Annotated in this window: 25 protein-coding genes and 1 pseudogene; all 26 read left to right on the top strand. The window is 42.3% G+C overall.

Features of this window, described 5'->3' with window-relative positions; genetic code table 11:
• Nucleotides 1–312, top strand: a 312-nt coding sequence (locus tag AC075J_RS09790; protein ID WP_476390275.1) for a prealbumin-like fold domain-containing protein, incomplete at its 5' end; no start/stop codon positions are given.
• Complete coding sequence (locus tag AC075J_RS09785; RefSeq protein ID WP_476390274.1) at nucleotides 293–3616, top strand: SpaA isopeptide-forming pilin-related protein; 3324 nt, start codon at nucleotides 293–295, stop codon at nucleotides 3614–3616. The genes AC075J_RS09790 and AC075J_RS09785, both read left to right, overlap by 20 nt.
• Before the next feature lie 76 nt (nucleotides 3617–3692).
• The gene (locus tag AC075J_RS09780) at nucleotides 3693–4001 is read left to right on the top strand and encodes a hypothetical protein (protein WP_116441961.1); all 309 of its coding nucleotides are present in this window, start codon (nucleotides 3693–3695) and stop codon (nucleotides 3999–4001) included.
• A 65-nt stretch (nucleotides 4002–4066) separates the two neighbouring features.
• On the top strand, nucleotides 4067–5122 hold the full coding sequence (locus AC075J_RS09775; protein WP_242999531.1) for a radical SAM protein: 1056 nt from the start codon (nucleotides 4067–4069) through the stop codon (nucleotides 5120–5122).
• The gene (locus AC075J_RS09770; RefSeq protein WP_158555582.1) at nucleotides 5103–6164 is read left to right on the top strand and encodes a DUF3991 domain-containing protein; all 1062 of its coding nucleotides are present in this window, start codon (nucleotides 5103–5105) and stop codon (nucleotides 6162–6164) included. Before AC075J_RS09775 ends, AC075J_RS09770 begins: the two co-directional genes overlap by 20 nt.
• 12 nt (nucleotides 6165–6176) lie before the next feature.
• Nucleotides 6177–6401 carry a hypothetical protein gene (locus AC075J_RS09765; protein WP_025577443.1) on the top strand — a complete coding sequence of 75 codons (225 nt, stop codon included), beginning with the start codon at nucleotides 6177–6179 and terminating at the stop codon, nucleotides 6399–6401.
• Between the two features lie 249 nt (nucleotides 6402–6650).
• Nucleotides 6651–8174 (top strand): DNA (cytosine-5-)-methyltransferase, encoded by a 1524-nt coding sequence (gene dcm, locus AC075J_RS09760; RefSeq protein ID WP_117689842.1) that lies wholly within the window; start codon nucleotides 6651–6653, stop codon nucleotides 8172–8174.
• 513 nt (nucleotides 8175–8687) lie between these two features.
• Entirely contained in the window at nucleotides 8688–9011 is a 324-nt protein-coding gene (locus AC075J_RS09755) for a plasmid mobilization protein (RefSeq protein WP_072448023.1), read from the top strand.
• Between the two features lie 3 nt (nucleotides 9012–9014).
• Nucleotides 9015–10430: a relaxase/mobilization nuclease domain-containing protein gene (locus AC075J_RS09750; RefSeq protein ID WP_117689843.1), complete on the top strand. Its 1416-nt coding sequence runs from the start codon at nucleotides 9015–9017 to the stop codon at nucleotides 10428–10430.
• Entirely contained in the window at nucleotides 10431–11384 is a 954-nt protein-coding gene (locus tag AC075J_RS09745) for a hypothetical protein (RefSeq protein WP_117688067.1), read from the top strand.
• Nucleotides 11385–11732 carry a hypothetical protein gene (locus AC075J_RS09740; RefSeq protein WP_476390273.1) on the top strand — a complete coding sequence of 116 codons (348 nt, stop codon included), beginning with the start codon at nucleotides 11385–11387 and terminating at the stop codon, nucleotides 11730–11732. It abuts the gene before it with no gap.
• Nucleotides 11733–11819: 87 nt separating this feature from the next.
• The gene (locus AC075J_RS09735; protein WP_476390272.1) at nucleotides 11820–12980 is read left to right on the top strand and encodes a PcfB family protein; all 1161 of its coding nucleotides are present in this window, start codon (nucleotides 11820–11822) and stop codon (nucleotides 12978–12980) included.
• Nucleotides 12981–13022: 42 nt separating this feature from the next.
• Nucleotides 13023–15104 (top strand): VirD4-like conjugal transfer protein, CD1115 family, encoded by a 2082-nt coding sequence (locus AC075J_RS09730; protein WP_476390271.1) that lies wholly within the window; start codon nucleotides 13023–13025, stop codon nucleotides 15102–15104.
• Nucleotides 15105–15215: 111 nt separating this feature from the next.
• Nucleotides 15216–15554: a hypothetical protein gene (locus AC075J_RS09725; RefSeq protein ID WP_021651237.1), complete on the top strand. Its 339-nt coding sequence runs from the start codon at nucleotides 15216–15218 to the stop codon at nucleotides 15552–15554.
• Nucleotides 15555–15601: 47 nt separating this feature from the next.
• Nucleotides 15602–16438 (top strand): VirB6/TrbL-like conjugal transfer protein, CD1112 family, encoded by an 837-nt coding sequence (locus AC075J_RS09720; RefSeq protein WP_025577460.1) that lies wholly within the window; start codon nucleotides 15602–15604, stop codon nucleotides 16436–16438.
• 12 nt (nucleotides 16439–16450) lie between these two features.
• The gene (locus AC075J_RS09715; protein WP_233435077.1) at nucleotides 16451–17395 is read left to right on the top strand and encodes a DNA-methyltransferase; all 945 of its coding nucleotides are present in this window, start codon (nucleotides 16451–16453) and stop codon (nucleotides 17393–17395) included.
• Nucleotides 17396–17412: 17 nt separating this feature from the next.
• Nucleotides 17413–18225, top strand: a complete 813-nt coding sequence (locus AC075J_RS09710; protein ID WP_117689846.1) for a DUF4313 domain-containing protein — start codon at nucleotides 17413–17415, stop codon at nucleotides 18223–18225.
• A gap of 23 nt (nucleotides 18226–18248) precedes the next feature.
• Nucleotides 18249–18749 (top strand): PrgI family protein, encoded by a 501-nt coding sequence (locus AC075J_RS09705; RefSeq protein ID WP_117689847.1) that lies wholly within the window; start codon nucleotides 18249–18251, stop codon nucleotides 18747–18749.
• A 130-nt stretch (nucleotides 18750–18879) separates the two neighbouring features.
• On the top strand, nucleotides 18880–21246 hold the full coding sequence (locus tag AC075J_RS09700; protein WP_055173279.1) for a VirB4-like conjugal transfer ATPase, CD1110 family: 2367 nt from the start codon (nucleotides 18880–18882) through the stop codon (nucleotides 21244–21246).
• A gap of 173 nt (nucleotides 21247–21419) precedes the next feature.
• Nucleotides 21420–21542: a hypothetical protein gene (locus AC075J_RS09695; protein WP_255610470.1), complete on the top strand. Its 123-nt coding sequence runs from the start codon at nucleotides 21420–21422 to the stop codon at nucleotides 21540–21542.
• A complete protein-coding gene (locus tag AC075J_RS09690; RefSeq protein ID WP_055173282.1) occupies nucleotides 21526–22047 on the top strand; it encodes a JAB domain-containing protein in 522 nt (173 codons plus the stop codon). The genes AC075J_RS09695 and AC075J_RS09690 overlap by 17 nt, the downstream gene beginning before the upstream one ends.
• 168 nt (nucleotides 22048–22215) lie before the next feature.
• Nucleotides 22216–23655 (top strand): ribonuclease H1 domain-containing protein, encoded by a 1440-nt coding sequence (locus AC075J_RS09685; protein ID WP_021650937.1) that lies wholly within the window; start codon nucleotides 22216–22218, stop codon nucleotides 23653–23655.
• A 25-nt stretch (nucleotides 23656–23680) separates the two neighbouring features.
• Nucleotides 23681–24046, top strand: coding sequence for a type II toxin-antitoxin system RnlB family antitoxin (locus AC075J_RS09680; protein ID WP_021650936.1), 366 nt, complete (start codon nucleotides 23681–23683; stop codon nucleotides 24044–24046).
• Nucleotides 24047–24130: 84 nt separating this feature from the next.
• Nucleotides 24131–25006 carry a hypothetical protein gene (locus AC075J_RS09675; protein WP_476390270.1) on the top strand — a complete coding sequence of 292 codons (876 nt, stop codon included), beginning with the start codon at nucleotides 24131–24133 and terminating at the stop codon, nucleotides 25004–25006.
• Entirely contained in the window at nucleotides 24889–25473 is a 585-nt protein-coding gene (locus tag AC075J_RS09670; RefSeq protein ID WP_476390269.1) for an LPD25 domain-containing protein, read from the top strand. The genes AC075J_RS09675 and AC075J_RS09670 overlap by 118 nt, the downstream gene beginning before the upstream one ends.
• Before the next feature lie 109 nt (nucleotides 25474–25582).
• A pseudogene (locus AC075J_RS09665) lies at nucleotides 25583–25730 on the top strand (phosphoadenosine phosphosulfate reductase family protein); the annotation flags it as partial.

Genomic DNA, 25730 nt, shown 5'->3' with positions numbered 1-25730 from the left:
ATTCATGCGGCAGAGGATATTTACAGCCAGGATAAAGTGACGAAGGTGCATAAAGCAGGGGATCTGGTAGAAAGTCTGACAACCGGGGAAGATGGAAGTGCTGTTTCCAAAGAATTGTATCTTGGAAAATATAAGGTTGTAGAACAGAAAGCACCGGAAAATCTGGTGATTGGAAAAACAGAACAGGAACGTACCCAGTTTGTAACCTTGTCCTATGCAGGACAGAATGTAGAGTTATCCCAGGGGGAAACCACTTTTACCAATGCAAGTACCGGAGATTTCCGTAAATGTAGTGAAAAACTCGAAACATGATGACGTTACCCTGGAGGGTGCGACGTTTGGATTGTATGCAGAAGAAGACCTGACAGCGGCAGACGGAAAGGTTCTTGTAGAAAAGGGAAGCCTGGTGGAACGTGCTGTTTCCGACAGGGAAGGAATGGCTGTGTTCCATGCGGATATTCCTTTGAATTTCCATTACAGCGTAAAAGAAATCCAGGCACCGGATAAGTATTATATGACAGATGAGGTGTATCGTTTCTTCTATGAATATAAAGACGACAGCACCTACACATATACTTTTTCTCATGATTTTAAAAATGAGGAAGTACGGGGAGAAGTTCATGTAAGTAAGATTGATCAGGATTCCCAGGGATTTATTTCCCAGGGTGATGCAACCTTAGTAGGGGCAAAATACGGATTATATGCTGCAGAAGATATTGAACACCCCAATAAGAAAGATGGGATTGTCCATAAAAAAGGGGAACTTGTAGCGCAGGGTACGATTTCCAGTGAAGGAACTGTAGATTTCAAAAACCTGTATCTTGGAAATTATTTCGTGAAAGAAATAGAGCCGGCAGAAGGGTATCTGTTAGATGAAACAGAGTATCCCGTAGAGGTTTCGTATGAAGGACAGGAGGTACAGATTGTACACCGGGAAGTAACTGTAAAGGAAACTGTAAAGAAACAGGCCTTTCAGCTTATCAAGATCTCAGAAGACGGGGAGCAGACAGAAACAGAACTGGTAGAAGGAGCTGGATTTAAGGTATTCCTCATCAGTGAGCTGTCTGGTGTAAAAGATGGAAGTTTGAAGCCGGGAAATGGTTCTTATTATACCCCGGAAGATTTTATCACCTATGATTACAGCAAAGACGAAACCGCTTCTTATTGGGAGAATGGTAAAAAGATTACGGTACCAGAGCTGTTTACAGATAAGAAAGGATATTTAAAGAGTCCAGAACTTCCTTATGGAACCTATGTGGTGTTTGAGTCTACAGTTCCGGAAAATTTAAAAGGGATTCGTCCATTTATCGTACAGATTTCAGAAGACAGCCGGGAACCCCAGGTATGGCGTGTGTTTGATGACCGTCCTTTGCAGTATTACTTCAAGATTGTGAAAAAAGATGCCCAGACGCAGAAGCCGGTGCTGGATAACAGTGCAGCTTATAAGATTTATGATGTGGAAGCAGAAAAATATGTGGAAATGATCGTAAGATATCCGAAAAAAGAAGTGGTATCTGTGTTCAGGACCAACGAAGAGGGATACCTGATTACACCGGAGCAGTTAAAATGTGGCACTTACCGGATTGAAGAAGTGGAAGCGCCGGAAAATTATGTACAGGTAGGATTTGAAAATGCCCTCTTAAAAGACGGAAAGGAAGTTCCACTGAATGAAGTTGCAGACGGAGGCACATACCAGGAGGCAAAGAAAGCGCCGATCACTATTACCGTAAATTCTGATACTGTACACCAGGTAGAAGAGGAAACCGGTAAATTTATTGTTGTCATTGAACAGTATAATGATGAAGCAGTAGGAAGCCTTACAATCCATAAAAAGGGAGAAAAACTTTCTGGTGCTTCTAAAGTAGAAGAAAAGATCCTGACGAAGATGAAAAACGGTGTAGTAGGTTTCGTAAATCAGGTAAGCAGTTTCTTCACCGGGGAAGAAGTCATGGAAAAAGAGAAAGGTTATAAATTTGACTATGAAGAAGGGAATATGGAAGGTGCAGAATTTGCCATTCATGCAAAGAAAACCATTTATACCCCGGACGGACAGAAAGACGAAGCAGGAAACCGCATTGTAAAATATGAAAAAGATGCCCTGGTAGCCCGTATGGTAACAGATAAAGAAGGAAAGGCAGTCCTGAATAATCTTCCTATCGGAAAATACTATGTAGTGGAAGAAAAGGCAGGTCAGAACTGTGTGCTTGACCCGGAAGCAAAAGAATTTGAAATTGCATATAAGGGACAGGAAGTAGCAGTGGATTATGTAACAATGGAACTTACCAATCAGCGACAGAAAGTTTCCCTGAGTCTTCTGAAGAAAGACGCAGAAACCGGAAAACCGCTGGAAGGAGTGGTATTCGGGCTGTATGCGCAGGAGGATATCAAAAATGCTGCCGGGGAAGTAGTTGTAGAAAAAGATGCCTTGATTGAACTGGGAACAACAGATGAAGAGGGCAAGCTGGTATTTCAGGCAGATCTTCCTCATGGAAAATACTATATTCAGGAAGTAGAGCATAAGCCGGGATACCTGCCAAATGATGAGGTGTGTTCCTTTGATGCGTCTTATACAGACCAGACCCTTGAACTGCTCGCTTTTTCAGAAGAAATTTCTAATCAGCCTACTATTACGGAGTTTACGAAAGTAGATTTAACCGGTGGACAGGAAATTGAAGGGGCCAAAATGCAGATCCTGGATCAGGAAGGAAAAGTGGTAGAAGAGTGGGTGTCAAAAAAAGAAGCTCATGTAGTCTACGCACTGGCACCAGGGGAATATATACTGCATGAAGAGCAGGCGCCTACGGAACAGGGATATGTCCGGGCAGAAGATGTGAAATTTGTTGTGGAAGAAACAGGGGACGTACAAAAAGTGAAAATGGAGGACGACCATACAAAGGTTTCTATCTCTAAAACAGATATTACAGATGGTAAGGAGATTGAAGGGGCGAAGCTGCAAATCCTGGATCAGGACGGGGAAGTGGTAGAGTCCTGGACCACAGGAGAAGAACACCTGATTGAGTATCTTCCGGTAGGCACTTATACCCTGCACGAAGAGGCGGCAGTTGACGGATATATTGTGGCCAATGACGTGGAGTTTACAGTAGAAGAAACGGGAGAAATTCAGAAAGTGAAGATGGAAGATGAGCGTGCTATGGGACAACTGGTTATCGTAAAAACGGATACAGACAGTAAAGCAGCTTTAGAGGGAGTAGAATTTGTTCTGCTGGAAAAGGAAACCGGAAAAGAAGTAGGACGTTTGAAGACTGGAAAAGATGGAAAAGCAGTTTCAGAACTACTTCCAATTGGAACTTATGAAAATGGTGTTTTCAAAGAACCGATCACCTATGTGCTGAAAGAAACTGCCACCTTAAAGGGATATGAGAAGACGGAAGAAGAGTGGGAAATCGTATTTACCTATCAGAATGATAAAACACCAGTCATTGAAGTGGTAAAAGAGATCCAGAATAAAAAAATACCAGAAACACCAGGTACCGTAAAACCAGGACCAAAAACGGGTGATGATACAAACTGGTTCCTGCCTTTGCTGGCTCTTGGTGTAAGTGCAGGTATGGTAGCAGGCCTACTTTATTACAGAAAAAGACATAAAAAGGCATAGAAAATAAAAATCAGTTTTTAAACTTGGGAAAGGGCGGCTGCGGCTGTCCTTTCTTTGGCAATATGAGGTGAGAAGCATGGAAGAGAAAAAAAGAATACGGTTTATTGACAGCCATTATCATACCCTGTTCAGCATAGCAGACGGGGACTCCATAGAGATTGTATATCCAGATGGAAAAAGGGAAGAACGGGTTTGTACCTATATTGATGAATACCACACACAGGTAGGGGCAAGGGTGTTCCATATTTGTGAATTTGCAGAAATCATGGAAGCAAATGGAAAATCATATTGCCCGGCAGAATGCAAGGAAAAGGAAGAAAGAAAAGAGGCAGTCAAAGGGGAGAAGAAAACCGGAACTACCCGTATGGAAAGGAGCAGGCGTTGAGGATAGGGATTATAGATGCAGATCTTTTATACCGGAAAAGACACCGGTTTCCTAACTTGGCATGTATGAAACTTTCCGCTTATTGGAAGGAGCAGGGATTTGAAACAGAGCTTCTTTTGGATTATAGCCAGGCAGGGGAATATGACCGGCTCTATGTATCAAAAGTGTTTACGGATACCTTTGTGCCGGAACATATTTTGACGAGGGAAACAACCGTTTATGGAGGGACTGGATTTTTTTACGATAAAGCACCGGTACTTCCAGAAGCGATTGAACACCATACACCGGACTATCATTTGTATGACCAGATGGTAAAAGAACATAGCGAAGGAGAGAAAAAGAAGAAAGAGTTCCAATTTTATACGGAGTATTCCATTGATTTCCTCACCAGGGGATGTTTTCGGAAGTGCAGTTTCTGTGTAAACAAAAACAGCACCGGTGCAGCACCAGCAAGCCCATTGGAAGAATTTTATGACCCGTCCAGAAAGAAGTTATGCTTTTTGGACGATAACTTTTTTGCCTGTGCAGGGTGGGAAAAAATCTTTTCCAGTGTCCTGGAAACAGGCAGGCGGTTTCAATTCCGGCAGGGGCTGGATCTGAGGATTATGCAGAAAAGGCAGATGGAACTTCTGGCATCTGGAAAATTGGATAACGGTATGATTTTTGCCTTTGACCATATCAAAGATCAGGAACTTATTGTAAGAAAATTGGAACTTTTGCGGGAAGTGATCCCAGTTTCTTACCAGAAAATTAAGCTGTATGTACTGTGCGGCTATGACTGGGAAGGAACCTGGAAAGCAGATTTTTGGGCAAAGGATATTCGGGACGTTTTCATACGGATTGAGATTTTGATGCGGTATAAGTGCCTGGCTTATTTGATGCGCTATGCCGCATGGGAACGGGCGCCGGAGGTTTATAAGGGAATGTATATCAATCTAAGTCGTTGGTGTAACCAGCCCGCCCAGTATTCAAAAAAGAGCCTGCGGGAATTTTGTACCGGACAGGGAGAGTATAGTTCCTGTTTCCGCTACCTGACTGCTTTTGAAGCTCTGCACCCGGAAATGGCACATTATCTGGATATGAAATATGAAGAGGTGCAGTATGGGAAAATTTACGGCTGAAGAAATTCAGATTGCAAAGGCAGTGGATTTAGTGGATTTGGCGGAGCAGATAGGGATTCCATTGAAAAGGAAAGGCAGGTTCTATCAGGCAGTGGGTATGGACTCTGTGATGATCTTCAACCGGTCTTCCTGGTGCCGGTTTAGCCAGGGGGTAGGTGGCAGCACCATTGACTTTCTGGAATATTTCAGAAACATGGATTTTGTGGAGGCAGTCAAATATCTGCTGGAGTTTGCCGGATATATCCGTACTGAAACCATGCAAAAATTTCAACCGGAAAGACAGGCTGAAAAAATAGAAGAAACAAAACAGAGAAAAGACATACCGAAAGAACCTTTTGTACTTCCTTCAAAATCAGAAACCAGCTGCCGGTTATATGGCTATCTGATAAAACAGCGGAAGCTGTCAAAGCAGATGATTGATTTTTGGGTAAAAAAGGGGATTTTGTATGAGAGCGGAACGTACCATAACCTGGTTTTTGTGGGAAAAGATACGGAAGGTATCCCACGTTTTGCCAGCCAGAGGGGAACCCTGGATAAATATGGAAAACCCTTTAAAGGAGATGTTACGGGGAATGACAAGACTTATGGGGTTAATCTGGTAGACCAAAACAGTGATACGCTCTATGTATATGAGGCGGCCATTGATGCCATGTCCGATATGGAACTGCGGGAAGATTATCAGAACAATATCCTGGTACTTGGAATGCTTTCCGATGGTCCTTTGGAAAAGTTCTTAAAAGATTATTCTCATATCAGGAAGATACAGTTCTGTTTGGATAATGACCTGCCGGGAAGACAAGCGGCAAAAAAATTGGCAAGAAAATATACCCTTATGGAGTATGAGGTTTTTGTACGTCTTCCACCTATGGGAAAAGACTATAATGCTTTTTTGCAGTATAAAAAGGAAAACCAAGAGCTTTCCAGCCTGGTAGAAAAGGAAAGGCCGCTTCTTACTGAAACAAAAGGGACAAACATACAAAAGATAGAAAAAATGGTAGGACACAGGAACATAGTATCATACCAGATAGCACAGGCAAGATAGGAGGGTATTCTTTTGGAAAATAGCTATGATGAGGAATGTTTCAAAAAATGGGAGATCGACGAATGCGAAGCGGAGATGGAAAAAGTAGTGCAGTGGATAGGAAAGAGGAAACTGCATGGACGTGTACGGGTTGCGTTTATCGAAGAGAGCTATGAGCGGCAGGGATACCGCATGGGGATACCCAAGCAGGCGTATGTGTCCAGGGTGCTGGCAAACATCAGGAAAGAAGAGCGGTGAGAAAGAAATAACCAATCCGAAAGTGGGAGTGTTAGGAAAGGAGGTGGTGCAGACCAACAGAATTTTTGACAGAAGGATAAACTCTGGATACGGGAAGGGGTGATTCTATGATTGTAAGGTAATGCCAGATGGATATTTCGTTTGTAGCTGTGGATTTCTCATGAAGACTATAAAAAATTTAGGAGACAGGAGGAAATAAGTGAGTAATCCTAGGTAAAATGTGTAGCTACACCTCATGAAATATGAGGAATGAAATATAGTTTGGTGAATTTTTGTGAGTTTGATAAATATGCAGCAAAGAGTTATTGTGCGATTCATGGTACAAGTGAAACATTGAATCTGGGAGATATTACAAAAGTGGACGAAAGGGAGATTGAACCGTTTAACATGATCTGTGGCGGAAGCCCCTGTCAGGATTTTTCCCTGGCAGGCAAGCAGGCAGGTGCGGTTTGGAAATGCCGAAGCTGCGGGTATGAGTATAACCCTCTGCAGGTACATTATTCCAAAAGGGACGCCTGCGGCATGTGTGGTTCCCATGATATTGATAAAACACGTTCTTCCCTTCTGGTGGAGTGGCTCCGTATGATACGGGGTGTCAAACCAGTATGGGGAATTTACGAAAATGTAAAAAATATTGTAGGAAAAAAATTCCGGGATACCACATTCCGGTTGTTTGAAGAAGAACTGCATGAATACGGATACCACACCTATTGGAGTGTTCTTAATGCAAAGCATTATGGAATACCACAGAACAGGGAACGGGTATATCTGATTTTGATACAGAAGGAAATGGATAATGGAACATTCCAGTTTCCGGAACCGCTGGAGTCCTTCCAGTGCCTTATGGATATTCTGGAGGATACGGTAGAGGAAAAATACTACTTATCCCAGGAAAAAGTACGCCGCTTGATTGAAGATATGGAAGAGAGAAAAGCGCTTTTGTTTGAGCCGGACGAAAAAAGCCTGAAGGCTTTTCGGGAAAACCGGGTAAAACGGGCCGGAAATATCAAAGGGGTGTTTGAACAGACTGGACGGGTTTATCTGCCAGACGGGTGCTGCCCTACGGTAACTGCCTGTGGTGGTGGCGGACAGCAGCCCAAAATTCTTCAAGTGGGAGATATTCATACCGGCTATGGTTCAAGCGGGGTTATTTATTCCCCTTTAGGAAGCAGCGGTGCGGTTTTAGCAGGGCATGACCAACCAAAGATTGTAGAAAAATGTCCAGGAGCAATCCGGGGCAGGTATGATCGGGAAGGCCGGATTGTGCAGACTTTGGAACTGGGAGAAAAAGAAGTCTGCCATACCCTTACTTCTGTGCAAAAAGATAATATCATTCTGGTACGTCAAAAGACACAGAAAGGTTATGAGGAATGTTTGGAAAATGGTGTTGTAAATCTTAGTTATCCGTCTGTGGAAAAACGGGGAAGGGTACAGGAGCATGGGGAACTCTGCCCTACGCTTACGACATCAAATGGAATACACCGCTTAGAGTCTTTGTTCCGTATCCGGAGGCTGACACCTTTAGAATGCTTCCGGCTTATGGGCTTTTCCGATGCGGATTTTTGGAAAGCAAAAGAAGCAGGCATAAGCAACAGCCAGCTTTACAAACAGGCAGGAAATTCCATTGTTGTTGATGTGCTGTACTATATTTTTCTGAAACTATACAAAGCCATGCCATATCTGTTTGAGGATATCCGGCTTTCTTCCTTTTTCAGTGGGATTGGAGCTTTTGAAAAGGCATTGGAGCGTTTGGAAGAACAGGTAAACCAATAATTTCATAAGAGAAACCCAAAGCGGCAAATGGTCCATAGAGAGTCTTCCCATACTTGTTGGAAAGAGAGAAATTGCGGAAGAAGAAGCAGCTTGCAAGGAGTCTGTACAAAAGGCGTTGATAGCAGAATGGAAGAACTGCTGTCACATCAGACACAGGAGGCTGGCAGATTTGCTAACAGAACTGGGGTTTTGTTAGCAGAAATAGAAGTAGGAAGTGGAAAAACCGATAGCAGATGTTTGGAACTGCTATCGGTTTTTCCCTATATGGAACGCAGGTCTGCTATCAGTATCTGCGTTGTGCTATCTATTTTATCCGGGGTATTAGGGGGTGCCCCCTAACAAGATGGGATTTTTGTACGGTAAAATCCGTATCTTGCAGAGGACTGGCATAGCCAGTCCGGACGCCGGGAAGTTATACAGTGACCGATAGCAGGTCTTAGGAGTTGACAGCAGATAGCGTTGAAGTAGAAATCGGTAGATGAAATCTGTGATAAAGATAAGGAAAGGGGGAGCATGAAAAAAGAAACAATGAAATGTAGAAAAGAAATCCGGCTGTATCGGTGGGAGCTGGAAGAGTTACAAAAACAGGCAGAAAAGATGGGGCTTTCTGATTCCCAGTATCTTCGTATGCTGATTACCAACCGTCCCAGGGATTACCCGGAAATCCGCAAGGAACTGGAACGCATGAACCAGGAAATCAACCGGATTGGTGTAAACATCAACCAGATTACCCATAACAATAACAGCGCCCTTTATTCCAGGGAAGATAAACACCGTCTGTATGTGTTTTTGAAGCAGATAAAAACACTGGTAAGCCAGGTGCAGGAAAGGCTGTAGGTTATGGCAATTACAAAGTGCCTGCACATGAAACAGGCAAAAACGGGTTATCCGGCAAAACATCTGGCAAACGGTCTTCGCTATATTATGAACCCGGAGAAAACAGAACATGGCCGCTATGTCTGTGGACATAACTGTATTCCTGAACAGGCATTATCCCAGATGGTAGATACTAAACGTCATTTTGGAAAGCTGGATAAAAGGCAGGGCTACCATTTCATTCTTTCGTTTGAGGAAGATGAGGTTTCGGAAGAAGAAGCCTTCCAAGTGGTAGGAGAGTTTGTGGCAGAATTTCTTGGGAAGGATTTTGAAGCGGTTTATGCAGTCCATAATGATACGGACCATATTCATGGGCACATTATTTTTAATTCAGTACGCTGTACTACGGGATATAAATACGATTATAAAAACGGGGATTGGGAAAACAGTATCCAGCCTCTGACCAACCGGATATGCAGGGAGCATGGTTTATCTGTGCTGGAGCTGGAAGAAGTAAAGGAAAAACGCAAACAAAAAGGACAGGAAGAAAAATCTCTTTCTGAACGGGACAGGCGGATCAGAAGAGATGTGGACCAGGCATTACAGGACGCAGGTTCTTATGAGGAGTTTCTTGAAAATCTTTTCAGCATGGGATATGAGTTGCGGGGGAGAAAGCACCTTTCTGTTCGGGAACCCGGAGCAGGAAGGGCAAGACGGCTTGACCAGCTAGGGGAAGAATATACAGAGGAAAGGCTTCGGCAGCGTTTTGGACGCCTTCCAATCCCGGAAATGACCGGAGAGGAGATACCGGTAGAATGGACGTATGTGTTTATCCCATACCGGGAGCGGCATTTGACCAGATACCAGAAGGAACGTTTTCTTCGCAGGTACCGGCAGGGGAAACCAATGGCAGACTCTAAAACCTGGAAATACAGGGCAGCAATCCATGAATTGAAAAAATTGCAGGAGGAATTTGATTTTCTGGCAGCTTATCGCATACAGGATAAGGCGCAGTTGAAAGCCATTTCTGATGCAACAAAGGAACAGCTTTGGGAAAACAGCAGGGCAAGAAAGCAGCTACGAAAAGAAATGGTTCCTTATGAGGAAATGCTTCTGCTTCTCAATAAGCTGCAGGAAAAACAGATGGAAGCAGAACTTTATCAGGAAGGGTATCAGGAATTTTTTCAAGACCACCAGACATACCAAAACCTTCTTGGGCAGTTAAAAGAAATGGGATATTCCTTGTCTGAGGCAGAACAGACAGACGCTTATTTCTTTGAGAAAGAGGAGCGTTTGCGGATCGAACGGAAAAAAATCTTAAAAGAAAAAAGGATTGCAGAGCGTCTGCGTGAAAAAGCAGAAGAAAAAGAAAAGTTGGAAGCACAGCAGAAGGAAAAGAATAGGAAACCGTCTGCGAGGGGCAGAGGAAAAGGAGGGTAAATGACAGTAGAAGGACAACGGTATCTGGAAGAATGCCGGAAAGTTTTAAAAGAGGAACAGATAGACGCAGTTTCTATGGGGCTGGATTTTGGTCTTCCTGTTTCGGATATCCAGAAGGTAGTTAAGAGCAACCAGGAAGCCCCGGTGATGAAAGCAATCATCATAGGGCTTATGGAAGGGATTGGGGAAATCGACTTTTTATGTGAAGGAAATTATAACCAGTTCCAGGTACGGGAAATCGTAGAGGGCTTAAAAAACGGGCTGGATCTGGAAGAGGTGAAAACCTATGCCGGAAATGAACTGCCGGCCAGTCGTATGCGGACTATGCGGATACAACTGGAAGAGTCAAAGGCAAAAAAAGAGGTTCCGAAAGATGAAGAAATGCGTTCTTATATGAAAAATCTTATGGGGATCATGGAACAATCCATTCAGCAGTTTCGGGAAAGCAATGACCGTTTTACAGCCTTGTCCTCTCTGGTAAAGGAGCATGTTGTTGAAGAGAAAAACCAGGAGATCAAAGACCTGTATGAGAACCTGCAATACAAAGATAAAAACATACAGGAATTAAAAGAAAAGCTGGCAAAGAAAGAGCAGGAAATTCAGGATCTGAAAAAAGAAGCAGAAAAACACAGGGAAAAGACAGAAGCTGCTTCCAGGGAAACAAAAGTGGTATTGGAAGAAAAAAGCATACAAACAGCAGAAGGGCTGCAAAAAAGTAAGCGCCGGATGCTTGGGATTGCCATGCTTGGGAAAAAAGTACCGAAAAGTGTTGTGGAGAAGATCCTGGAATATAACCTGTCCGCAGAGCAGTTGGAAGAAATCCGCCAGTGCGTAGAAAGCGGGCTGGCAGATGCAGAAATCCTGCAGGTGATGGAGAACAGCCCTTCACCGGAGAGAATGAAAAAAATGCGGGAAATTATCCTTTTGATGCGGAAACGGAAGGCGGGTGTGTAAATGGCAGAACTTGAACATGTGGTAAAAACATTTTCCCTTTTGGAAGCTGCCGAAAAGGAACAGCCCTTTCTTACCAGGGAGCAGAAACAGGATTTGTACCGTATTGCTTTTCATAAGGAGTCTATGGAAGAGGTAGAAAAAATTATTTTGCAGTTACAGGCGCCTCATGCAGGAAAGGAAGAAAAAGAGCGTATCCTTTCCCATTACCTTGAACCGTTTTTTCAGGTTCCGGAAAATATTTTGCAGATTGAGAATTATATTTTTCAGCTTCAATATATGACCTATGAAAAGGAAAAAGCAAACCACATGCTGGAGGCTCTACTTAAAACAGGAAAATATCCAGTATGACCTGGAAGCCATGCTTACAGAAGGAAAAATAAAGGCGGCTGTTCCAGTAAAAAAGGACAGGGCAATGGGATAGGAGGGAGAGCATGAGTGAAATACAAGATGCGGCGCAGATTATTAAAGTTTCCTCTTGAAGGCGCAGAAATCATTCTGAAAATGGGAAATACAGGCTGGCAGTTTGTAAAAGATATTTGTGCGGTATTTAAAAAAGTTCTGGATCAGGAAAAACTGTCAGGGAAAACTTCTGTACAAAAGCTCCTGAAAATGGGAGGCGATTTACAGGTTTTCCGTTTTGAAACAAAAGACCTGGAGCGGGTAAAAGCCCTGGCAAATAAGTATGGGATTTTATATTCCATTTTGCCGGATTTAAATGAGAAGGACGGTATGAGTGAAATTTTGTTCCATTCCCAGGCAGCGCCCCGTATTCAGTCCATGATGGCAAAAATTGAACATTCCAATATTGGGACGTTAGATGAATACTATGAAAATGCAGAGCCGGATAAGGTAGAGCAGTTGGTAGAAGAAGTAAAAAAGCCTGCCCTGCCGGAGTCGAAGGAGTGTGAACTGGTTGCGCGGGAGCTGGCGGAAAACCAGGTGGAGAAGATCAGTGATGTCCGTTCCCGTCTGAATATGACCTGGCTTCAGATCTGGCCGATTATCTGCTACATGGAAGAACAGGGGATTTTGGAGAAAGGGAAGGAAGGTACGGTGACACTGACCAGGACACCGGAACAGGTTGAAGAATTGGTAGATTCCCAGCAGTGGAAACAGTTGTTTGGGGAAGAGGAAGCCAAAAGACGCAGCACTGGAAGCAGCCAGGAAACAGAAGAAAAGATGCAGGTCATTCGGCGTATCCAAAAGGAGAAACGGAACAATCCAGGTGTGAATGCCATTACCATAGACCAGAAGCTGGTATATGAAGAAACAGAGCATCATATCAAAACCAGGATTCCGTACCGTAAGAATGAATTTATCTGGCTGGATAAATCGGAAATTAGCTGGATTAATGACCATAAGACGATTTTTGCAGGATTGGAAAAGAAGAAGGAGTATGCAATTTTAGACCTGGAGGACCGTTTTCTTAGAAAAACTTCGGGGGAAGATTTATATAGGGAAAGCTATGACCCGGTACACAGGGAACGCGCCAGACAGGAGCAGGAAAAGATACGCAGAAGAAGGGAGCAGAATTACAGGAAGGCACAACAGAACCTGGAAGCAGGGAGAAGAACCATACAGGGGCAAAGGAGGTAGAGAACCGGAGCAATTCAGAAAAAGAAGAAACAGTCCTGGGGCATGTATCTTATTGGTGGCATAGCTTCCGGCTATGGAGGTTATCTCTTGAACGTGTGTTATCAGCCCGGAAAGGATATCAATTATTTTTTAAACCGTCTGGATCAGGTGATGGTAGCCCCGTTTGCCAATTATTGGAACGAAACTTCCTTAAAAGCAATCATTTTGGGGATTTTTGTATATGTGATTGGTATGGTCATGTATGTCACCAGCCGGAAAAACTATATGCCGGGACAGGAATTTGGTACCGCTGTTTTTGCAGATCCGAAAAAAGTGGCAAAGCAGTTTGCGGATAAAGATGAACACAATAACCTGATCTTATCCCAGAATGTCAGGCTGTCCATGAATACCAGAAAGACCAGGAGAAACCTAAATGTCCTGGTAATCGGAGGAAGCGGCGCTGGAAAAACCTTGTTCATGGTGAAACCCAATCTCCTTCAGTTAAGCAGGGCTTCCCAGATCATTACAGATCCCAAAGGGGAGATTTTAAGATGCTGCGGAGGTATGCTGAAAGCGCATGGATACCGGATACGGGTGCTGAACCTGGTGGAAATGGAGCAGTCTAACGGATATAATCCATTCCGCTATATCCGCTCTGAAACAGATATTGTAAAACTGGTTACCAACCTGATCAATAATACCACACCGAAAAACGCACAGCCCAGTGATCCATTCTGGGAGAAAGCCGAGTCTTTGTACTTGCAGGCCATTTTTCTTTATGTGTGGCAGGAGTGTGAAATGGAGAAAAGGAATTTCCGTATGGTTCTGCATCTTTTGAATGAGGCGGAAGTCCATGCAGACGGTTCCCCTTCTGATTTAGACCGGCGTTTCCGCAGACTGGAGAGAAAAAAGGGAAGCAATCACCCTGCTTTAATCCAGTATAATAAAGTGGTCCGGGGTGCCGGAGATACGGTAAGGAGTATCATCATTTCCGCAAATGCAAGGCTGGGATTGTTACAGAACCCACAAATTTTGCGGATTCTGGATCATGATGAAATGGAGATTGAGGAGATTGGGCTTGGTGTTGACGGGGACAGAAACCGGAAGACTGCACTTTTTTGTGTAACGCCGGATTCGGATAAGAGTTATGCCTTTTTAATTGGTATGCTTTATTCCCAGATTTTCCAGGAATTGTATTACCAGGCAGACTTCCATTACAATGGAAAACTTCCCATTAACGTCAATTTTATGCTGGACGAATTTGCCAACGTGCCATTGCCAGATGACTACTGCAGCCTCCTTAGTACCATGCGTTCCAGGAATATTTCATGTACCATTTTTATCCAAAACCTTGCCCAGATCAAGGCTTTGTTTGAGAAAACCTGGGAAACCATACCGGGTAATTGTGATTCTCTGGTATATCTTGGTGGGAATGAACAGTCCACGCATAAGTATATCAGTGAGTCCCTGGGAAAAGGAACCATTGATAAAAAAAGCAGTGGGGAAACCAAAGGCCGGCAAGGGAGCAGTTCCCGGAATTATGATGTGCTGGGGCGTGAGCTTTTGACACCGGACGAAACCCGAAAGCTGGATAACTCAGAGTGTATTTTGTTAATCAGGGGTTGTGATCCTATTATTGATAAGAAATACAATACTTTTGCACACTCCAGATTTTCGGAAACAGAAGATGGCGGGGCTGCGCCTTATATCCATGACAGAATGGCTGCCCAAAAACAGGCGGTACAGATTTTAAGTGAAGAATCCCTGGATTATTATAAGAAGAAAAAGGAACAGGGAGAAGATGTTCAGATTGTGGAACTGTCTTTTGATGAAATTTTTTCTTATGAGCCTATTCCTAAGAAGATTTTTTCGGAGGAAGAGCTGAAAGAGAACCAGAAGAAGAGAACGGTAGAGGAGGTGAGGCCGCCGAAGAAAACGGAAAAACCGGTACAGACAGAGGAAGAAAAACTTTCTGAATTATTGGAAAGCCATGTTTATAATGAGGAACAGTTGGGAGAAATCATGCTTGCCATTGGTGCTGGAATTTCGTATGATAAAATCCTTCAAATGGCAGATACAAAAAACAGTGCTGAAAAGATGAAGGAAATCCGTAAAAAATTTACAAAAGAAACAGCCTCGGATTAAAGAAGGCAGATTTTTGGAAACCTGTAGTTTTTGCATTACGCAGGGCAGGTTTTCAAAAATCTGTCTTTTTGCGTAATGCGGTATTAATCACATGAAAAGGAGTAAAAAGATATGAAGATCAAAGAGGTTATCAGAAAGAAACAGAACCGCTTGAAAAAATCTCTACTGGGAGTCCTGGCAGTAAGCGCTGCCACTGTTTCCCTGTTCCCCCAGACTGTCATGGCTTCCGGGGTAAGTGACGTAACACAGCCGCTTATGAATTTAAAGACACTGGTGATCAGTATTATCGGTGCGGTGGGTGTGATTATCCTGGCAAAAAACGTGATGGAATTTGCACAGGCTTACCAACAGCAGGACAGTTCTTCTATGAACAGTGCCATTAAAGGAATTGTTGCAGGGCTTATTATGGCAGCCATTTCCTCCGTTCTTACTTTCCTGGGAATTAGCTAAAACCATTCTTCTTTTTGAGATAAGCAGATAAGAAGAGAGGTGAAGTGATGTTTAATTTAGGAGAGGCGATCCTTGCACTTTTGGAAATCGTGTTTGGATTTTGGAATAACCAGGTCAGCCTCGTATTTGAACTTTTAGGACAGTCCCCTACCGGGTTCAAAGGAGGCGGGCCCTGGGGGATCATTGAAGGGATTGAACCCCTTTTTGTTGGGATAGGCTCTGCCCTGGTAGTCCTTTTTTTCGTCATTGGGTTTTGTGCAGAGTCGGTAGATATCCGGGAAGAAATCCGGTTTGAAGCAATCCTCCGTATGTTTATCCGGGTTGCCATTGCACAGTGGCTGGTATCTTATAACATTACCATTATGAAAGCCCTGTTTACTTCCTGTGGAAACCTGGTGGGGCATTTGGGGCAAAACCAGAGTGTGGAGTTATCCATTGACCCGGCGCAGGCAGAAGTGATCAAAGATTTGGGATTTGGAACCAGTATCGTGTTCCTGATACTTGCTGTTTTCCTGTCTTTAATCGTTATTATCTGTGGTTTCTTCCTGCTGTACAATGTTTATTTCCGCTTTTTGAAAATTATGGTAATTGTACCTTTTGGGGCGATTGCCAGCAGTACCCTGGCTGGAAACCGGGGGCTTAGCAATACCTTTGTAGCCTATATGAAATATTTTATCAGTGTCGTTTTTGAGGCAGTCACAATGGCGCTGGCAATTCTTTTGTGTAACCAGTTTATTTCCTCCGGACTTCCGACCTTTACCGGAGATTATGAGGACTGGGCCAAAACCCTGATTTATTTGGGGGAAATGACCTTTACGGTTGCGCTGACGGTAGGCACTGTAAAAGGAGCGCAGAACCTGACTTCCAGGGCACTGGGATTGTAGGAGGAAAGGATTGTGCAGGAAAAAGGGATACAGATGACACTATTTGAATATTTTCAGGACGCAGAATGCTTCAGCCTTAAAGAAGCAGTGGCTTGTGTAGAACAGGTAAAAGAGGTAAAAGAACCCAGTATCCGGGCAAGAATTTATGAGGGAATAGAAAAGGGGCTTTTTTCCAGGATAGCCAAAGGAGTCTATACGGTTACCAAAGAACAGGACGGAGAAGAGGTAACTTGTATGCTGGTTCAGGGAAATGGCAGGGATTTGAGCTTTTTAAAAGATAACAGTATAGATGCCATTATTACAGACCATGCTTATGACCTGAAAAAAAGCCTGAAAGGGGGAAACCGGGATTTTGCCGCCTATGAATGTTTTCAATATACGCAGGAAGACTTTGATGAAAAATACCGGGTGTTGAAAAAAGGGTGTTTTCTGGTAGAGTTCATGCCGGAAGAAAATGGGGAAAATTATGAATACCTCTATCAGATGAAAAAAATGGCGAAAGAAGCAGGACTTGAATATTATGCAAAAGTCGCCTGGAAAAAAGGAAATTTCGTTGCCAATACGGGAAGAAAATCTAAAAATACGGAAGAGATTGCATTTTTTACGAAAGGAAAAGCCAGGAATTTACGCCCAGATGCGAAAAAGGATAAGGCGGAGCCAGGAATATCCCACTATATGTCAGGCGCCAGGGGAATGCTTCCAACGGTCTTTGACATTGAACCGCCAGGGAAAAACTCCCGTATTCATCAGGCAGAAAAACCAGTGCAACTTTTGCAGCAGATCCTTGGATTTGTAACAGAAGAAAAGGAGTGGGTACTGGATCAGTTTGCAGGTTCGTTTTCCCTGGGGGAAGCAGCACTTTTAAATGAACGGAATGCAATCTGCATTGAAATTAATGAAGAATATTTTGAAAAGGGAAAAGAAAGGCTTCTGTCTGCAAAGAGCAGGAGCCGGTAAGAAGGGAGGATATGTAAATGGAACAGGAAGAAAAACTCAGCCTGGATTTTGGCAATGGGGAGATCTATGAGGTCTGGCTGGAAGTTGCAACTTATCCGGCTGATAAAAACATCAAAGTTTGTGTGTTTACGGAAAAAGAGGAAGAGATATGGAAACTTTTTGAATTGACCACAGATATGGGAATTCCGCTGGAAAAGAACCAGACCTTTTTGCTCCCAGGCTATGATCTGGAGCAGATCGTAGAATTTATCAAAAAAAACGGGCTTGGACAGTTAAAAGAAGAAATTTGCTGTTCTGGTTGTATGGAATATCCACTGTTTGAATTTCAGGAAGAAACTTTAAAGAAATTGGACCCGGAGGGATATGCAGCCTATGAGCAGGCATACCAGGAACGGGGAGAAGTAAAAAATCCAGAATTTCAAAAGGAAATCAAAACAGCAGATTTTCAATGGGCGTATGAAACCGAAGAACTGGCATTGCGGGTAGATTATTACGCAATGAACCAGAACCTTTATGTGGAACTGTATAGTAAGGAAGATGGGGCGTGGGAACCGTTTTCAGATTTGACCGTAAACCTTCCCGGATATTGCCTGGAACCTGGAACTGCCTGTATCAGCGGTGATTTTAGTAAGGAAAATATCCAATTTATTCAGGAGCATGGACTGGGAACTTTGCTTCCCTGGAAGGCACAATCCGGTATGGGGCAGTACGCGGTGGTGAAATTTCATCTGGAGGAGCTGCGTAAGTTTGACCAGGCTGGGGTTGCCGCCTTTTGCAATCAACATGGATTACAGAAAACCATGCAGGAAGAGCGAAGACAGAGCAGATAAAAAACAGATACAGGAGGTTATGTATGGAGATTGAATTAAGTGAGGACCTACAGCATTATAAAGAATCCCTGGTTCTAGGACTTACAGCAAAACAGTTTTTGTTTTCGGCATTGGCATTGGGCGTAGGAACTGGGATTGTCCTGCTTTTGTATGAAAAAATCGGGATTACTTTGAGCTGTTATGTGGCAACCCCTTTTGTTGTACCTCTGGCACTGACTGGGTTTTATAACTATCATGGGCTGACATTCTGGCAGTTTGCAGGGAAGATGATTTATTTTTCCTTTTTTAACCGCCCTTTGGTGTATGGCTCTACGGAATCGGTGCAGGAACTGAAACAGATTTATATGGAAACCCGTCAGGAAGAAGAACGGGAAGTACAGCAAAGGAAAAAGGAACATAAAAAAGAGAAGAAAGGTGGTGATGTCAACGTGGTGAAAAAGAAGGCAATCCGTATGGGAATTGTAACGGTAGTGATGATTGTACTTGGTGCGGCAGCAGCGGTGTGGTATAAGATGTACCGTTGACCAGAATATTCAATCAAGGCGTGAAATAGCGCCTGCTCTCCATTTCAGGAGAGGGATACACAGACATGTAGCGGCAGATGGAAGCTGCTGTGTTTGTGGTCCCATCTGCCTGAAAGGAGGAAATTAGAGATTGTCAATTTTTTCAGATAAGTTTGACCAGTTAAAAAAAGCAGATAAAGCAGTAAAATCCCCGAAATATCTTCAGGAAGTCATGGGGATTGGGAGAATTGCAGAAAATGGCATTTTTGAAGTAGGGAAGGGGATATATTCCAGGACATACCGTTTTTTGGATATTAACTATGTAACCGCAGGTGCAGAAGAACAGATGCGGATTTTAAAGCAGTATTGTAAGACGGTAAATGCCATTGATATATATTTTCTTATTACCATTTTTAATCGGAATAAAAATATGCAGGATTTCCGGGAGCATGTACTTTTCCAGGAAAAAGGAGATGGTTTTAACTGGCTGCGTGGAAGTTATAATCAGATTATTGAAAAGCGCATTGTAGATGGAAGGCAGGGGATTGAGCAGGAAAAACTGCTGACTGTATGTGTAGAACGGAAATCCTACGAACAGGCAAAAGCATTTTTTGCCACTTTTGAAGCTACCTTAAAACAGAACTTTGGAGAACTTGGTTCCTGCATTGAAGAATTAAATGCAGAAGAGCGGCTGCGGGTACTTTTCAATTTTTACCGTATAGGGGAAGAAGAACAATTCTCCTTTGATTTCAGACAGGCGTTAAAAAAGGGCGGTGATCCTAAAAATGATATTTCACCAGGGTATATGCAGTTTTACCCAGGTTATTTTGAAACGGAACGGAAAAAATGCAGGGCATTATTCATTAAAAAATATCCGTCTTCTTTATCGGATACCTTTTTAAATGAGATTACCAGTCTTCCGGTTCATAGCATCACTACAATCTGCATTGTACCAGTACCAAAAGAACTGGCAAATAAGGTTCTTCAGAAGAAATATCTGGGCATTGAAAATGATATTTTAAAGCAGCAGAGAGTCCGTAATAAAAATAACGACTTTTCCAGTGACATTTCTCATATCAAGAAAGTCCAGAAGGAGAAGATTGTAAATCTTATGGACGACGTGCGGGAAAATGACCAGAACCTGTTTTATACAGGGGTTAATTTCTTGATCATGGCAGAGGACAAGAAGGAGTTAGACAGTGTAACCGAAACCATTAAAAATATCGGCAATGGACGCATGTGCCAGATTGAAACCCACTATTATCAGCAGAGGGAAGCTATGAATACCATACTTCCAGTGGGAAACCGGCAGATCAGCACAATGCGGACCATGCTCACCAGGGATATTGCAGCCCTTCTTCCCTTTAATGTACAGGAATTAAACGAAAAGTCCGGCGTCTGCTATGGCATTAACCAGGTTTCTCATAACCTTTGCATTGGAAACCGGAAAAAACTGGCAAATGGAAATGGAATGGTATTCGGTGTCCCCGGCTCCGGAAAATCCTATTTCAGTAAGTCGGAAATGCTGCAGGTGTTCTTAGGAACAGATGATGATATTATCTGTATCGATCCGACACTGGAATATTTTGATATTGCAGAAGCCCTGGGAAACCAGGCGGCAATCATTAACCTGTCTACCTATACAAAGAATTACATCAATCCTTTGGAGATGGATGTCTGGGCGCTGGATTTAAACGATTCCCAGGGATATATCCGAGATAAAGGGGAATTTATGCTGGGGCTGTGTGAACAATGTTACGGGGATAATCTAAACAGCCGCCATAAATCCATTATAGACCGTTGTGTACGAAAGCTGTATATCGACATTGCAAAGGCAAGGGAAAAGCATATCCCTACCATGTCAGAATTTTATGAGTTATTGTTGGAGCAGCCAGAAGAAGAGGCAAAGGACATTGCTTTATCGTTGGAGCTGTTTGTAAATGGCTCTTTAAATATTTTCAATAACCATACCAATGTGAATGTACAGGCAAGGTTCATTGTCTATGGTACCAGGGACCTGGGGAAAGAGCTGGGAGCCATTTCCACTCTGGTCATGCTGGAAAATATCAGTGCCAGGATTGCAGAAAACGCAAAGAAAGGAAGGGCAACCTGGCTTTATATAGATGAGTTCCATACGGTTCTTGACCGGGAGTATAGTGCGAAATTTTTGTTCAGCCTCTGGAAAAAAGTGAGGAAGCAAGGGGGACTATGCACAGGAATCACCCAAAATTTGGTTGATATGCTGCAGAACTATACAGCCATGACCATGCTGGGGAACAGTGAGTTTATTGCCCTGTTAAAGCAGTCCAATGTAGACAGTCAGGAATTATCCACTGCAGCAGGAATTCCAGAAGCACAATTAAAATATGTAGATAATTCTCCTTCCGGTACGGGGATCATTAAGTATGGAAATACCTGTATTCCATTTGATAACCGTATGGAAAAAGAAGCCAATCCGCTGTATGCGCTTTTCAATACCAACCTTCACGAAAAGGCGTTGCAGACAAAGCAGGAGTAATGTAATCTGAAAGGAACTTTTTCTTTTATCTGTAAAGGAAAAGGTATGACAGACGAGAAAAAATTAGGCAACAGCAAAAATTATAAGTCGGTAAAGTAGAAAAAGGATAGGACAAAAAGAGTGCAGTTCTTTTATCAGGCACTCTTTTTGTATATCATGGGAAAGGTGGCAGAATGGCTGAAACATATCAAATAGAAATGAATTTAGAACAGTTGGAAAGACTTTTAAAAAATCTGCCGGAGGGAATTATGCTGGAGATTTGTTTTGGAAAGGAAGAACATGGAGAAGACACATAAAATAGATGTGGTAAGTATACGCCTGGTGGAAGAACCTCCTCTATACAGTAGTAAAGAATTAAAAAATCCCTGTGATGTGGCAGAACTCTTTCAGGATTTTTTAAAAGATTGTGACCGGGAAATGTTCTGTATTTTAAACCTTCGGACAAAAAACCAGGTTATTAATGTCAACGTAGTAGGTATGGGAACGTTAAATAGTGTACTGGTTCACCCAAGAGAAGTATTCAAATCTGCGATTTTATCCAATGCCAGCAGTATCATTTTGGCACATAACCACCCTTCCGGTGATCCAGAACCAAGCAGGCATGATATAGAAGTGACAAAGCGATTGGCAGAAGCCGGCAATCTTATGGGGATTGAGGTGTTGGATCATATCGTGGTGGCTGAGAACCGGTATTTTAGTTTCAGGGAAGAAAACATACTGCCAGAATACTTTCAAATGGAAGAAGTAGCAGCAGAGCAATCTCTTCCTTATGTAAAGAGTGAGAAAGAGAAGGTACATTAATTATTGCAACAGTGAAATACATTGACTGGTTTTGACAGAACATGTATAATAAAATAAGAAACAGAAAATAAAAGTAGCTAAATAGACAAATATCGTCAAAGTGTAAACATAAAATTCTTGACGAACAGGTTGTATTATGCTATAATCCCAAATCTTGAAGGAGTATACATGGCAAAGAAAAAAGTTTATGCTGTAAAAAAGGGTAAGCAAACCGGTTTGTTTTATTCATGGAATGAGTGTAAAGAGTCGGTAAGTGGATATCCGGGAGCAGAGTATAAAGGTTTTGAAACAGAAGAGGAAGCGAAAAACTATTTAGAGAATAGGATACAAGAAATTAAAAAAGTAGATATAGAAGAGAACACAACAAACCAGTTAGTTGTATATGTAGATGGTAGTTTTGATGAGAAAATAGGAAAATATGCTTTTGGGTGTATTATTCTTACACCAAGAGGAGAAACTATTAGAGAATCAGGAAATGGAAATGAACCGGACTCTTTAGCAATTAGAAATGTTGCTGGTGAAATGCTTGGTGCTATGTATGCAGTACAATGGGCAATTAAGAATGGTTATCATAACTTAGAACTTCGTTATGATTATGAAGGAATTGAAAAGTGGGCTCAAGGAGAATGGAAGGCAAAGAATACACTTACTCAGAAATATGCAAATTTTATGAAGAGTAAATCAGATATTCTAAAAATTTCTTATCAAAAGGTAAAAGCTCATTCTGGAGATCATTATAATGAAGAAGCAGATAAATTAGCCAAAGCTGCTTTAACAGAAGGTAATGGGATTCCTAAAGTTAAAAGAGGCGATTTTTGGTTTACAGTTGAGGGAATTTCAGATGAAGATTTGTCAACAGTTATAGCACTTGCTGTTGATGAAATTGGAAAAGACAATCTAATTATAGATGAAAAAAAGATTGCTCATGGAAAAGCAGTTTCTTTAAAATGTAACAAAAGTAAAGATAGAGTAGTTGTGACACATTATCAAAAGCATAATAAAGTAGTAATGCAAGGAAGACCAGAAGTGTTATTTTCTACTATTATTGGATATATTACTGAATTAATAGAAGTAGAAGAAATTCCTAAAATTTTTAATGACACATATAATCTTAACATAGATAAAGACGAGGTTCGCTCTGAATTTCAGTTTTATATGCCAAATGCTTATGATAAGCTACCGTCTAAGAAAATGGAAAGATCTCTTCATCAGGCTGTGTATAATTTAAAGGTCACAGATGATATGTTTGATGGAACATATTTGGCTCAGCCGGCAATTCGTGTTGTAGAAGCACAATTAAAAATAGCATTAATAGAATGTGGTATTATACCAAATGCGCAGTACATCAAAGAAAATCATTTTGATATGTTTGATAAAATAGGTGTAAAATATAAGCTGAAACCAGAGAGATATGGAAATGCAAAGCCTGAGCAGGTAAAGTATATTGGAAATATTTATACGTTTTATAACAGCAATCGCCATCCAATAGAACATTGGGATGACCCTACAGCACCAATTGATACTACAAAGATGCTGGATATAAAAGGTGCTCATGATTTGATTAAAAGAGCATTGGCGATTATTGATGAATATTATGAAGTGATTTAGAAATTAGGAGAAAGGAGTAAGTTAGATGAATAACTTTGATATGATTGTGATAAGTGAAGAAAAAGAAAATATTCTTGTGGTTATGAAGACTAGCGAGCCTCCTTTTGATTACCTTGCAGAGATTGAGGCTTCGCTAAGGGAAAAACACTATATCGGTGTAGTAATGATTGATGAATTGCTACATAGTGGGAATACGGAAGAACGGTTTATTCAGGGATACTTTGATGGTGCCCGGTTTGACAGTGGGCAATTTGCCTTTGAGCTTGTTCCGAAAAAGAGCAAATTAAGGGAACCTGTTTGTTTTTACTTGCATCAAGACAGGGAAAGCCTTGAATATTCTATTTTAACGACCAGACAGCAGAAGCTGATTGAGCATGGCTGTATCATTTAAAAAGAAAATAAGAAGTAACACAAAGAGCATTATCGCTAAAAACGGTAGTGCTTTTTTTGTGCATAAAAAGGAGGTATTGCTACGTTGGAAAAAGGTGAGATGGGCGAGAATGCCACCGGACGTTTGACAACGTATTATGTGGCAGAATGTATGGAATTTAACCGCTATGGAGAATACAGGGAGGATATCCACAGTGCAGAAGAGGCAGTAAAGATCTATCAGAGTATTCCTTCTGAAAGGTTGAATGCAGGAAAAGGAATTGGGCTTCATGTGGAGGAAGAAGATGGTATTCCATTGGAATTTTCCCTGGTTTATAACGGGGAGTTGGATGTGGATCTTTTGAGAGATATCTATGATCAAAACCAATACCCAGAGGTTTTTATAGCTGCCAGGGAACTGAGTGCTTATCTTCCGGAAACAAAAGTCATTGATACCAAAGGGCTTTTAACAGAGAAAACCTTGGAGGCTACTGTTTTTGCAGATGAAATGATTAAACTGGAAAAAAATCTTGACCCTGATTTTTACCATACCTTTTATCCGAAAGAAGCAGAACATAAGGAAGCTATTATATGGAAAGCCTTATGTCAAGACGGAAAAGAGGAATACAGCAGGTGGCTGGGAAGCAAGATATTTGAGCAGAAATCAGAGTTGAAAGAACAGGCAGACAAGCTAAAGACAACACTGGAACAGGTAAAACTTATTCCGCCGGTGGACTTGAAACCCTTTGTGTATGTGCGGATCAGTGAACACCCGGACATTCCATTGGAAGAAGCCATGCCATTAAATCAAGCGGTAGAATTGTTCGGAAAGCTGGATCAGGCAGGCAGTGGAAGAGAAAAGATATGGCAGGTTATTACAAAACACATTTTGAAATCTGTTTTCTCTCAGAGGGGGAAGTCATGTCTTATACCGGGCGCCAGGATTTTGGTGACGGGGAAGGAAATCTGCTGGATCATGTAAAAGCATTTGCAGATTATTATCTCCATACAGAAGAAGGGCAGAAGCTTATGAAACAGACCGCCAGGACAACAGAAGAATGGGAACATGAACAACAGCAAATGAGATGGGTACTGGAGGAGATGCTTCCTACCCTTCAGTATTTCTGCAACCTGGAAAAACTGGAAACAGCGGTTCTGGAAGAACAGGAAATAGAAAAGAAAGTCCCTTTACTGACGCAGGGGGACGCATCACGAAAAGCATATCAGGAAGCCATGCTTGCCTATATCCGGGAAAGCAGGATTGCATTAAATACAGGGAAGGAGCTGCCTTGTATGCCGGATATCCGGGATTTTGCAACTGCCTGTCCGGATAAATCATACAAAGAACAGGTTATGGAAGAGATACGACAGGAAGCAGAGTCATACGGTATGACCGTAGAAGCGTATGCAGCAAATGGATATGAGCCGCCAAAAAGGGGCGGCAGATAAAGATTGCGGAAAGGAGGCGGAGTTTTGGCCATGTAAAAGATATCTTCCCTCCTGAAAAAAATTGGATTTAGAAAAAACAGCAATAGAACGTATCCGCACTGCCAGCCAGATGTCCCTGCAACATTATGGGCTTCCTTTGGTAGTGACGGACAGTGGAGGAAAAGACAGCGCCGTATGCAGGGAACTGGTACGGCGTTCCGGCGTGCCATTTGAACTGATGCACAACCTGACTACTGCAGATGCCCCACAGACTATTT

Source organism: Blautia sp. ZXY-1-C6 (assembly GCF_056339875.1).
Note: the sequence above shows the minus strand (reverse complement) of the source record. Positions and strands in the feature narration are given on the sequence as shown.

Bases quoted from the DNA above. Each gene is read 5' to 3' on its own strand.
- AC075J_RS09780 (WP_116441961.1), top strand. From the start codon at position 3,693: ATGGAAGAGAAAAAAAGAATACGGTTTATTGACAGCCATTATCATACC.
- AC075J_RS09775 (WP_242999531.1), top strand. From the start codon at position 4,067: ATGAAACTTTCCGCTTATTGGAAGGAGCAGGGATTTGAAACAGAGCTT.
- AC075J_RS09770 (WP_158555582.1), top strand. From the start codon at position 5,103: ATGGGAAAATTTACGGCTGAAGAAATTCAGATTGCAAAGGCAGTGGAT.
- dcm (WP_117689842.1), top strand. From the start codon at position 6,651: ATGAAATATAGTTTGGTGAATTTTTGTGAGTTTGATAAATATGCAGCA.
- AC075J_RS09755 (WP_072448023.1), top strand. From the start codon at position 8,688: ATGAAAAAAGAAACAATGAAATGTAGAAAAGAAATCCGGCTGTATCGG.
- AC075J_RS09750 (WP_117689843.1), top strand. From the start codon at position 9,015: ATGGCAATTACAAAGTGCCTGCACATGAAACAGGCAAAAACGGGTTAT.
- AC075J_RS09745 (WP_117688067.1), top strand. From the start codon at position 10,431: ATGACAGTAGAAGGACAACGGTATCTGGAAGAATGCCGGAAAGTTTTA.
- AC075J_RS09740 (WP_476390273.1), top strand. From the start codon at position 11,385: ATGGCAGAACTTGAACATGTGGTAAAAACATTTTCCCTTTTGGAAGCT.
- AC075J_RS09730 (WP_476390271.1), top strand. From the start codon at position 13,023: ATGTATCTTATTGGTGGCATAGCTTCCGGCTATGGAGGTTATCTCTTG.
- AC075J_RS09725 (WP_021651237.1), top strand. From the start codon at position 15,216: ATGAAGATCAAAGAGGTTATCAGAAAGAAACAGAACCGCTTGAAAAAA.
- AC075J_RS09720 (WP_025577460.1), top strand. From the start codon at position 15,602: ATGTTTAATTTAGGAGAGGCGATCCTTGCACTTTTGGAAATCGTGTTT.
- AC075J_RS09710 (WP_117689846.1), top strand. From the start codon at position 17,413: ATGGAACAGGAAGAAAAACTCAGCCTGGATTTTGGCAATGGGGAGATC.
- AC075J_RS09705 (WP_117689847.1), top strand. From the start codon at position 18,249: ATGGAGATTGAATTAAGTGAGGACCTACAGCATTATAAAGAATCCCTG.
- AC075J_RS09695 (WP_255610470.1), top strand. From the start codon at position 21,420: ATGGCTGAAACATATCAAATAGAAATGAATTTAGAACAGTTGGAAAGA.
- AC075J_RS09690 (WP_055173282.1), top strand. From the start codon at position 21,526: ATGGAGAAGACACATAAAATAGATGTGGTAAGTATACGCCTGGTGGAA.
- AC075J_RS09685 (WP_021650937.1), top strand. From the start codon at position 22,216: ATGGCAAAGAAAAAAGTTTATGCTGTAAAAAAGGGTAAGCAAACCGGT.
- AC075J_RS09680 (WP_021650936.1), top strand. From the start codon at position 23,681: ATGAATAACTTTGATATGATTGTGATAAGTGAAGAAAAAGAAAATATT.
- AC075J_RS09670 (WP_476390269.1), top strand. From the start codon at position 24,889: ATGGCAGGTTATTACAAAACACATTTTGAAATCTGTTTTCTCTCAGAG.